Origin of the sequence: Arthrobacter sp. SLBN-122, from assembly GCF_006715165.1 — a bacterium.
Lineage (GTDB): Bacteria > Actinomycetota > Actinomycetes > Actinomycetales > Micrococcaceae > Arthrobacter.
Genome location: NZ_VFMS01000001.1, coordinates 3066931 through 3077606, shown reverse-complemented (window position 1 = coordinate 3077606; position 10676 = coordinate 3066931). Strand labels below are relative to the sequence as shown.

Annotated in this window: 5 protein-coding genes; 1 reads left to right on the top strand and 4 read right to left on the bottom strand. The window is 58.9% G+C overall.

Annotation, left to right across the window (positions count from 1 at the left end; translation table 11 throughout):
• Positions 1-384 precede the first annotated feature (384 nt).
• Positions 385-1620 carry an exonuclease domain-containing protein gene (locus FBY36_RS14250; RefSeq protein WP_142120385.1) on the bottom strand — a complete coding sequence of 412 codons (1236 nt, stop codon included), beginning with the start codon at positions 1618-1620 and terminating at the stop codon, positions 385-387.
• Between the two features lie 586 nt (positions 1621-2206).
• Between FBY36_RS14250 and FBY36_RS20575 the strand changes: the two genes are divergently transcribed.
• Positions 2207-2638 (top strand): DUF559 domain-containing protein, encoded by a 432-nt coding sequence (locus FBY36_RS20575; protein ID WP_160141897.1) that lies wholly within the window; start codon positions 2207-2209, stop codon positions 2636-2638.
• Here FBY36_RS20575 and FBY36_RS14240 read toward each other — a convergent pair.
• The 3 genes from FBY36_RS14240 to FBY36_RS14230 all read right to left on the bottom strand — a co-directional run bounded on the left by FBY36_RS14240 (position 2635) and on the right by FBY36_RS14230 (position 10571).
• Entirely contained in the window at positions 2635-5340 is a 2706-nt protein-coding gene (locus FBY36_RS14240) for a restriction endonuclease (protein WP_160141896.1), read from the bottom strand. The genes FBY36_RS20575 and FBY36_RS14240 overlap by 4 nt on opposite strands.
• A 10-nt stretch (positions 5341-5350) precedes the next feature.
• The gene (locus tag FBY36_RS14235; protein WP_160141895.1) at positions 5351-7213 is read right to left on the bottom strand and encodes a site-specific DNA-methyltransferase; all 1863 of its coding nucleotides are present in this window, start codon (positions 7211-7213) and stop codon (positions 5351-5353) included.
• 403 nt (positions 7214-7616) lie between these two features.
• Entirely contained in the window at positions 7617-10571 is a 2955-nt protein-coding gene (locus tag FBY36_RS14230; protein ID WP_200830502.1) for an SNF2-related protein, read from the bottom strand.
• Positions 10572-10676 lie beyond the last annotated feature (105 nt).

Below are 10676 nucleotides of genomic sequence, written 5' to 3'. Positions count from 1 at the left end.
TTGTCTGCTGGTTTTGGCTCCGCTCACCGACCCGGAAAACCGGTAAGTTACGGCCCGGACCGATTGAACCCGTCGTTTGAGACCCTTTCGGCCCTCCCGAGGCTACGAGCACGGAGAAAGAGCCGTCAGCCCGGACCAGCACAGCCCCGGCACCTGCACGATCCGTCCGAGGTGCTGCGGCTGCGGCACGAGCACCGCCTGCAGCCAGTGATGCCGATGCTGCAGGACCTGCTGGCCGACGATTCCAGTTCCGGCCGGCACCTGCTGGTGCTCACCGACGACGCTCTGCGCGAGGACCCCGGCAGCCTCGGCATAGGGAATGCACTTCGTTGTAGCCGGGGGAAGTCGGGAAGAAGTACGTCCCGAGCATCGTCATGGACATCGCTAAGAACGGGCCTCCCTATTCCCCAGCAGTTGTGGCAGGTAGCCCTCGCCCACTACCGGAATCCCGTAGCTGCGTGCCTTCTTCGCCTTGCCGGACAAGCTGTCCGGATCTGCCGCTACCAACAGCTTGACCGTTTTGGTAATCGCAGGATGAGGGACAAACCCAGCAGCACGCAGGTCAGCCTCGATGTCATCACGATCCCGAGACATCTCGCCCGTGAGTACCACTTTGTCGCCTGCGGCCAGCGCGAAAGACTGCGCAGCCGCACCCGTTTGTTCGTCCTGCCCCACGACGGGCGCAGCGAGTCCCTGTGTAACGGACTCTTGGCTGATGTCGAGGAGGTCGCCAACAATCCGAAGGTCAGCTGCCTCCTCGTCAGTAATGACTCCGTCGTCCCATGCTGCCGCCAGCATGGCAATCATGTACTTGACGTGCAGCTGTTCAGCCATGCCTCGGCTTATGCCCAACGAATCGGCAAGGTTCACTAGCCCGTCCGCCTCGGACGCCGAAATGTGCCGGTCCAAGACTGCCCGGTCAAGCATTGCAAGATAGGCGCTGTGCTCGTCCGGGCCCACGACCTCCGGCAGGCGGTGCACAAGCCGCTCTAGGAAGTGGGCTTGGGGCTCGCTTCCGGAACTGCGGAAGGCCTGCGGCAAACGTCTTGGGTTCACAGCCGGCCACGATGCAAGGTACGCCCGGTCCAAGGCCGAAATCCAGTGTGGGTTCTCCCCATCCATACGGATGTAGTTACTAAGGACGTGTGCAGCTGCCTCTGCGTCGTCACCTGCTGAGTGCGCGTTTTTCAAATCCAGCCCGAAGCTGTCGCAACAATCTTTCAAGGAGCGCCCCGCGCCAGGCAAGTATTGGCGGGCAAGCTTCATCGTGCACATGCACTCGTGGACTTCGAAGGGCAATTTCAATCCGGCGCGGCCCATTTCATGTGAGACGAAGCGGTAATCGAAGTGCACGTTATGTGCGACCAGCACACGACCAGCCATCAGCTCCATGACATCCTGTGCGATGTCACCGAAGACCGGTGCGTTCAGGATGTCGGCTGCCCGAATGCCGTGGATATGTTGTGCTCCCAGGTCGCGCTGTGGATTTACCAGCGTTTCCCAGCGGTTACTGACTGTCCCGTCCGGTTCTACATGCACCACAGCGACCTCGGCAATGCGATGGCTCCCCGGAAAGAGTCCTGTGGTCTCCACGTCGATGACGGCGAATCCTGCGTTCATGGTCTTGTCCCCAAATAGAATTACTACGCTTGATGAAGCGAACATTCTCATCCGCCACTGCGGCAACTATTTCATTTAGCTCTGACAACTTCGGATTCCGCCACAGCAGCGGCCGACTTGTGTTCTTTTCGACGGGGCGCCAACACAATTCGACGGGGCGCCAACACAATCTGTGAGGATGCGGCCGCTCAGCCCGTCTCCGTTCTTGTGGGTCCGCTGCCCGTTTCGGGGGTACGATTTTTGAGGCTGAAGAAGGAATTTGGGAGAACGACTCTATTGTGGAACTGAACCGCATCTACTGGAGCCGTCAGGCTTTGCGCTTGGCATATTCGGCTGTCATTTCGTGGTTGAGCGTCTCACTTGTCTTGGCGCTCATGCCGAACACAACCAATCAATACAATGGCCGGAATACATCGGTCAGAGAAATCCTAGGCGGGATGGTGGACGGCGCTCTGGCCGCGGCTGCCCCGCCATACGATCTAAGCTCGACGTTGCACTAGCGTGCGAGTTTGAAGTCGCGTTTCCGGGAGATGTAGACCCTCTGCGACAAGAACGTCTCGATCTGGGCCACAATAGACCGCACAGCGTGGACATCCTCATCAAGTCCTTGGCGATTGCCGTCGAGTTCGACGGTTCGTACTCCCACAAGGGCAAAGCACACGAACAGCGAGACGCGTTGAAAACGAAGAGACTTCGCGACGCCGGGTACAAAGTCGTGCGAATACGAGAGGAGCCGTTGCGGCTCCTCGATCCTCAGCACGACGTATCGGTTGAACAAAACCGTATTCCGGATGTGAAGGCCATAACAATCACGGTCTTACGCCATATGGTGAGCCTCGGGTGGATCGGCTCTGACGTCGCATCTTCATATGTCCAGGCAACTGGTCGGGCTGCAGCCGAAAAGACGGAACGTATTTACGAATCGCTGCCGTTGTCCGAACGTTTCGTTCCCTTCAGCGCCAAGGCTGCACGAAAGCGAAAAGACGACGCCAACAGGAGTTTCTCCAGCAACGGCTAGATTTCCGCGGCTGATACCACCGGTCCTTCATACCGCACATCGATCGCACCGAAGTGGGCTCGGCCGCAGGCGATTTTCCGCACCTCTTCAGAGTGAAGTTTCTCGATCTCACGTGTCGACTTGGTCTCCACCACCATGGTGACATCGGTTTCGCGCCCGTCCTGCACATCGATCTTGAGGATTGCCCAGTCCGGGTTGTAACCGCCAAGCGGTGTGGGGACCTTGAACCTGGGCGGTAGTTTCATGAACATCCGAATGTCTCCGTCCGTGTCGCCGTCGGCGAGACGCCCGGAAAGGTCCAAGGCGAACTGCTCCTCCACCGCCGAATCAAAACGCACATGGCTAAAAATGGAACCGTCTACTTCCACCAGGTACTTCCGGTCAACTGGGCCTTCAGCGTCCATGACGATGTCCAGCTGCCATTCCGAATCATCATGGTCCTCGATACGGTGATAGACGATTCCTTCAACCATCAGGGCACGCTTGGACTCGTTTATGGTTCGGGCCAGGAGGTCCAGCACACCCTGCGGGTTGATGCCCAACTGGGCTGTCCGCCCTGAGGCCTTGACAATCTTGGCCAGCGTTCCGCGGGTCAGCCCGGTCTCTCGCTGAAGGTAGCCCAAGACATCCGGAATGCGGACCTTGGCTTGCACGGTATCCACCTCGTGCAGGGCCCCTGCCAGTTGTGCCTTCACACCACCGGCAGCCTGTTCCGTTCCACGTTTGATGGCCAGGGAGGCGTCAGCGATCACGAACTTCGGCGCGGTGATGTCATCCGCTTCCTTGAGCCGCTGTACGACGTCAGCCAGCAGCTTGTCGCTGTCAATGGTCACCTCATAGCGGGTCCGGGGTTTGATCCTGTCCCACAATTCCTTGAAGTACGGGTTATGGCGGAAGCCCGGGTCCAACATGACGGAAACTTGGTCACGCTCGTTCCGGATGCGGCCACCGTCGAACTTCACTCCCGTCTCTTCCTCGATCTCGGACTGCAGTGCCGCAGCGAAGTCTTCATAGTGCTCGTTTGCAATGACGGTCACCTTGTTCACGGCCTTGTCGAAGCAGCGCACGCCCGATTCGTTCACTGGCAAGCGCAGCCCCCGGCCGATTTCCTGGCGTTTGCGGTCCGCAGAGACCGACTCATTCAGGGTGCAGATCTGGAAAACGTTAGGGTTGTCCCAGCCTTCCCGGAGCGCGGAGTGGCTGAAAATGAAGCGGCGCGGGTTGTCCAGGTTTAGGAGTTTGGTCTTATCCCGCATGATCTCGTCGTAGATAACTTGGTCATCTGCGCTGTCGCCCCGGGAGTCCTTGGCCTTGCCTGATTTGTCTGCGGCGAAGTATCCCCCGTGGACCGCATCGACGTCCGGAAGGTTCAACTTTGCAAAACGGTCCTGAACTCTCAGCTCGGCGTAAGCCCGTTCGAACCAGCGGCGGATCTTGGGTTGGGATGATTCCGCACCGGCGTAGTGAGCCACCTTGTCAATGAAGATGACGGAAAGCACTTTGATCCGTTCCCCAGGTGCGGTGAGTTTCTTCCGCAGGTACTCCTCATGCTGCAGGTGCTTCTCCACGGTTGCGTGGACCTGAGCCTGCATCAGTGCGTCGCGGTCGACACCGAGCTCCTCGCCTTCACGGAGGATTTTGTCGTTCGCGAAAATGACTTCCCGGGTGTCCGCCTTGATGTTTTCCACCACCCAGGAGGCATACTGGCTCAGTCCGCCCGAAAGTTCGTAAAGACTCTGTCCCTCGCGATCCAGCTTCACATTCTTCTTGCCGATTTTGCCGTTTGAAAGCACAAACATTTCGACGTCGGCGATCACTTTGGTCTTCGTGGCAAGGATTTTCTTCACCTTGACGCTTGTGGCGTTCAGGTTCTGTTCCTGGACCACGGAGCGGACCATGATCTGCTTGACCAGTCCTAGGTCGTAGGCGCGGACCGGGTCCAGCTTGTAGATCTGGTGGTAGTGCTCCTTGTGGGTGGCGGAGTAGCGCAGCGTGAACAGCGGGTTGAGCTGGCCGAGGGCTTCCTTGCTCTTCTTGCTCTCCATTTTTTGCGGCTCGTCCAGGATGACGATGGGGCGCGTGCCTGCGATCAGATCGATGCCTTGGCCAAGGCCTTCGATGTCCTTGAACAGCACATTGCCGGCTTTGTTGAACGAGGCCAGTGTCATGATCATGACCTTGAGGTCGCTGTCCCGGTTGAAGCTGCGGACCTTGTTGATGTCCCTGGAGTCGTAGACCCAGGCGTCCATGGATTGCCGTTCGAAGACCTCGGCGAAGTGTTCCGCCATGCCCTCGATGCTCTGCTTGACACCTTCACGTATCGCAACCGATGGCACCACGATGATGAACTTTCGCCAGCCATAGAGCTCGTGCAGCCGGCGGATGGTCCGCAGGTAGACGTAGGTTTTGCCTGTGCCTGTTTCCATTTCGACCGTGAAGTTGTTGGAGATCAACTCTTGGTCCTGTGCGTCCGGGGGTATGAAATTTTCTTCCCGGCCCTGCACAAGCCGGAGGTTCTGGAGAATCTGGTCGTCGCTGATGGCGAGCCGGTTCCCGATGCCGGTTTCTGTCAGCAGCGCACCTTCCTCCACGAACGACGTTTCGAAGGCGCTTTGTGCCAGCGGCTGCCCGGCAAAAAGGTCGACGACGGCGTCAACGGCCGCGCGCTGGTACGGCTGGGTGGCGTCAAACTGAAGTTTCATGTTCAGTGCCTTAGACGGTGCGGAGGGCGTTGTCTTTGTCCGGATCCGATTCCGGGCGGCGGCTGGCAAATTGGTGGCGGGCATTGAGTTTGAGGGAATCGTTGTCCCCGAACCCGGCGTCCAGCAGCACTACCTGCACGGGCCACGGCTCCAGCGCGAGCAGGCCGTCGATCAGTTCCTGGCTGATCTTTCGTGCCGCGCTTGCGATGAAAAGGCCGCCCATCGCCACGTAAACAGCCTCGCCGGCAATCTGGATTTTTTGCAGGTCAACGTTCAGTGGCACGCCAGCCTTGAGCAGAATTTCATGGACGACATCGTCGTCGGAAGCACCCGAGTTGATGTTGTCGACGTAGAAGTCGAGCTCTTCACTTAGGAATGTGTCCGTATCCGAATCCCAGTTCCGGAAGTTCGACTCTGCCAGCTTGAACGCCCGGAAACCCACATCCAGGTTCGCGGCCTTATTTCCGGCTTTTCCCTTGATCTTTTTCCCGGCACGGCGGACGCGCTCACGGGTGATGTCCGAGATCCTCGGGTACTCCGGGTTGTCGGTTTTCTCAGGAAGCTGCACAAGGATGAAGCGTCGGTTACCACTGTCCTCGGCGTTCAAATTCATAACTGCATCGGCTGTGGTTCCAGACCCCGCGAAGAAGTCGAGAATGATGCTGTCTTGATCCCCCTGAAACGAAAGCAGGTGTTTCAGCAGGGGTACAGGCTTCGGATTGTCGAAGATGTTAGAGCCAAAAAGATCCAACATGGCGGTGCTTCCGTCACTGGTGGTTCCCTGGCTTCCCAGGATAGATTCCTCGAGGAAGACCGTCCGCGGTTTTTTGCCTTCCGGCAGACGCTGCTTAAATTGGACTGACCATCTATCTCCATAGCGGACGAACCGGACTTCGCCCTCTTTCTGGTCTTGCAGGAATCGTGCCTCAGAACGAAGCCAACTCAGCGGGTTGCCCCTCTCGTCGAATTCCAGGACCGTGCCGTCAGGGCAAATAATCGGATAGTACTGTTTTCCCGACTTTCGTTTGAAAGTGTCCCAGAAGAAGCGTCCCACGGAGTCTTTCTCACGATAGCGCGTGAGATACGCCGGATCATATGGCACAAACAAGTGCGCCAGACGGACTTTGTCGCGCGCGTAGGCGACAACGTACTCGTGTTCTACTGCCACGTGCTTAGCGTCATTTCCGCCGCCCCGCTTGTTATGCCACACAAAGTCAGCGACGTGGTTTTCCTCACCAAAGACCTCGTCGCAAACCAGTCTTAGTCGCGAGATTTCCACTTCATCAATGCTTATGAAGATCAAACCCTGTTCGTGGAGCAGGCTACGGGCCGCAGCTAGACGCGGGTACATCATGTTGAGCCAGTGCGAGTGAAATCGCCCCGAGGTTTCCGTATTTACTGAAGTTTGGCGCCCATCTTCGTCGGTCTGCCCTGAGACGCGCAGGTACTCGACCATGGGCTGGGCAAAATCGTCCTTATACACGAAGTCATTGCCTGTGTTGTACGGCGGGTCGATGTATATCACCTTGACCTCGCCGTAGTAGCTCTTTTGCAGGAGCTTCAGGACCTCAAGGTTGTCGCCTTCGATGATGACGTTCTTGGTGGTGTCAAATTCGGCTGACTCGGCCAGCATCGGCTTGAGTGTGGCGGTCGACTGCTTCTGTGCCAGGCGGATGGCATCGCGCTTCCCAGGCCAGGTGAGCCCGTACCGCTCTGGGGACTCCTCGACGGCCTCACCGAGGAGCAGTTTCAGCTTCTCGATGTCCACCTTGCCGTCAGTTACTGCCTCCGGGAACAGCTGCCCCAGTTCGGCGGCCCGGTCCGTCAAGCCTTCCGACGCCAGTTCCTGAATCTTCCATGCGCCGTCAGACATAAATCGCACCCCATGTTGAGTAAGACAATCCGAGCAGGGCGTAGCACGCCGAGCGCGGAAACAATGACATACAAATATGGCATTAACCTCGCCGCTTTGCACCGAGCTTGACGCCGTGTCGCACCCCAAGCTGGGTCTCGAAGCACCAAGCTCCACGGCCTCGGTTGCAGAGACACCCAGGGATCCGCCTGGCCTCAGGCGGAGGTGGCAGGCCTCGCCGGAATTCGCGACAGGACCGAACGCTGGTACCTCAACACCTGGACTAAGGCGCGGCATCCATGCCGCCGTCACCGTGGCCACACTCGTTCAGGGCAAGCTTCTACAGGATCGATCCCAGGAACTAATCGATCTGGTCATCACCGACAGACCATCGATCAGTAGTGTCCAGCCTCGACAGCGATTTTTAGGCCAACGTCCAGCGGATGGCGAACAAATCTTCCACCATCACCTTGGCGGCGAGCTTAGCCTCTACCTCGGACAGTAATTCATCCCTGCGGGCGTCGATCCTGTCCTGCTCCTCGTAAAGTTCCCTGCGCTTCTGGTTCCGCTTACGCTCCAACTCCTGCTTTTTCCGCTGGGCAAGAAGCTTCTCCTGGATACCCATCCCGGCCGACTGGCGGGCTTCGCGGCCGGCTTCCTTAAGCGTCTTCTCGATCTCTTTCAGCTCAAGTTCCAGCCCCTGCCGGAGATCATCCGCCCAGCGGTCCAGCTTTTCCGATTCCTCGGAGAGCAACACGTCCAGCCGTTCACGCTGCGCCATTTCGAAAGCTTTGACGTCGCCATTGATGTGTTTGGCCAGGACGGAGCGGACCTCTCCGGGCGCCAAAGCCCTGCCAAGCTCGGCGGCCTGCAGGCTGAACATCCGGGCCAGCTGCTCGCCGTCGAGCACGTCGCCACCATCGGTCACACCAGTGAGGATCAGCTCGAGCACGCTGTCCGCCGATTCGGCGGTAACTAGTTGGGCCGCCATGAGCCCTGACTTTCCTCGAAGCTGCTCCAGGGCACCCACAGTGCTGCCGTGGGACGAATAGTCGAAGACCACCTCGGACTCGGGCAGCTGCCGGGCCGCCGCCCTTGCGCTCAGCAACTCCGCGAGCGGTGACAAGTGATGGTAGAAGGTGGCCCTGAGCTCATCGGCTCTTGCCCAATCCATGACATAGCGCCCTGGGTGTTCGTCGCCATCCAGTTCAAACAGCAATTGGTCCCGGTCGAACACCGCAGCTGCTCCGGCTGCCTGCTGCAATTCGTGCTGCGTCAGAAACCAGAGCGCCGCCTGCTGGAGTCCGAGCGATCGTTTGCTCTCGCCAAGCTGTACGTCCAGTCGCTCGATGACCTCGTCGTCAAAGTCCTCCAACAGCGTGGCCTTCGTGGAATCCATCTTGGATTCAATCTCGGTCTCAAGTTCGCTGCGAAGCTTGTCGAACTGCTCCTCGATTTCCTGCGCCGTGCGGCAGGTCTGGTAAACGGCACCGATCCGCTTCTCGAGGTCGAAACCCGATGCCAGCGCCCCCAACACCTCGTCACTGGCGCCGAAGACCCCGCTGAACAGCTTGAATTTTTCATCCAGGAGTTCGAAGACGCGCTTATCCGCCTCGTTGGACGTGTTCAGGAAGTTCACCACGACTACATCGTGTTTCTGGCCGTAGCGGTGGCAACGTCCAATACGCTGCTCGATGCGCTGGGGATTCCACGGCAGATCGAAGTTGACCACAAGGGAACAGAACTGGAGGTTAAGGCCTTCTGCCGCCGCTTCAGTCGCCACCAGGATCGGGTAATCGTCCCGAAAAGCGTCCACGATCGCAGACTTTGTGTCCGATACCCGGTTGGCCACGGCCAGCCCGGCTTCCAGCCGCTTAGCCCGCCACTTGCTGTAAACCGCCTGGACCTGCGCCTCGGTGTTCTGCCCGTTGATGGTGATCACTTTGCCCGCGTAGCCGGTTGCTTCGAGGAGCTCCACCAGATGATGCTGAGTCCGGCGCGACTCTGTGAAAATGACCGCCTTCTCCTGGGCTCCCCGTTCCTGGGCCATGGCAAGGGCCTTGGGCAGGATCTCGATCAACGACTTCGCCTTCGCATCGAGCTGGATCGAATGCGCCAGGTCGGCAAACTGCCGCAGCTGGGATGCTTCCGACCGCCTGCCGGCGACGTCCCCCGCAAACTCTGAATCGACAAACTCGACCCCGCGGGATTCCTCCAGCTCGCCATCGTAATCCTCATCGATTTCCAGCTCCTCAGCCAGGTCCTCCGCCTCGGAGTGGCGAGTCCCGCCGTCGGACTTTTCCCCGGAAAGGCGGCGCACCTGGCCCTCCAGCTTGGCTGCCATATTCTCCAGAGTGGCTGCGATTGCCACCGACGAGGACGCCAGAATCTTGCGCAGAATCAGTGTCATCAGAGTGCGCTGCGCCTTGGGCAGCGCATAGGAGTCATCCTGCTGCAAATACTCAGACACCAGGTCATAGAGCGCTTGCTCGTCGTCGCTGGGAGTGAAGTCCTGGGTGATGGGGATACGGCTGGTGAACTTCACATACTCCCGTACCTGGCGACGCAAAGTTCTTTTGACCAGCGGCTGCAGACGCGCCTTCAACTCCAGCATGGTGCGCGCGTCCGTGGCAGCACTGGAGTAGGCGCTGCGGAATGTTTTCTGGCCACCGAAGACGTGTTCATCGATGATCTGGACGAGACCGTAGAGTTCCATCAGCGAGTTCTGCAGAGGCGTGGCCGTTAGTAGCAGCTTTGGAGCATGGCGGGTTGCCCTTGCGAGCGCCTTGGCCCGCTGGTTCTGGGACTTCCAGACGTTCCTCAGCTGGTGTGCCTCATCAAAAACGATGCGGTCCCAGGCGACCATCTGGACATCACCCTGATGACGAGCCGCAAAGTGGTATGAGCAGATCAGAACCGACCTGTCGTCGTCGAACGGATTCCCTTTGCCCCCGTAGGAGTCAGCGTCAAGGACACGGGCGGGAAGTCCGAACTTTTCGGACAGTTCCGATGCCCACTGTCGGCGGAGGGTTGCGGGAGCAACGATCAGCAAGCGCCGCTTGCGTCGGGCCCACAGCTGCAGCAGCACCAGTCCGGCCTCGATGGTCTTGCCGAGGCCCACTTCATCGGCCAGGACAACGCCGTTGCTCAGAGGCGAGCGAAGAACAAAGGACGCCGCCTCCACCTGGTGGGGGTTGAGGTCCACCCGCGCCGACGACACGGCAGCCATGACGTCGCTGGTGGTGGATGTTTGTGCCTTGAGCAGGTTCGCCCAATATTTGGCATGGTAGTCCGTGGTCACGCGCGCCCCCTGAGATGCATATATACCTGTCAATTGTGCACGGGAGCGGCGGCTTTTACGTTCTCGATGGACCTGCATCGCGGACGATGTGAATTACGCTGAGCCGTTCTAGCGCACCAACAAGCCGGCGGACACCAGCCTGCAATCGGCAGAGAGCGTGAGAGCAACCATGCCGAGATGAGG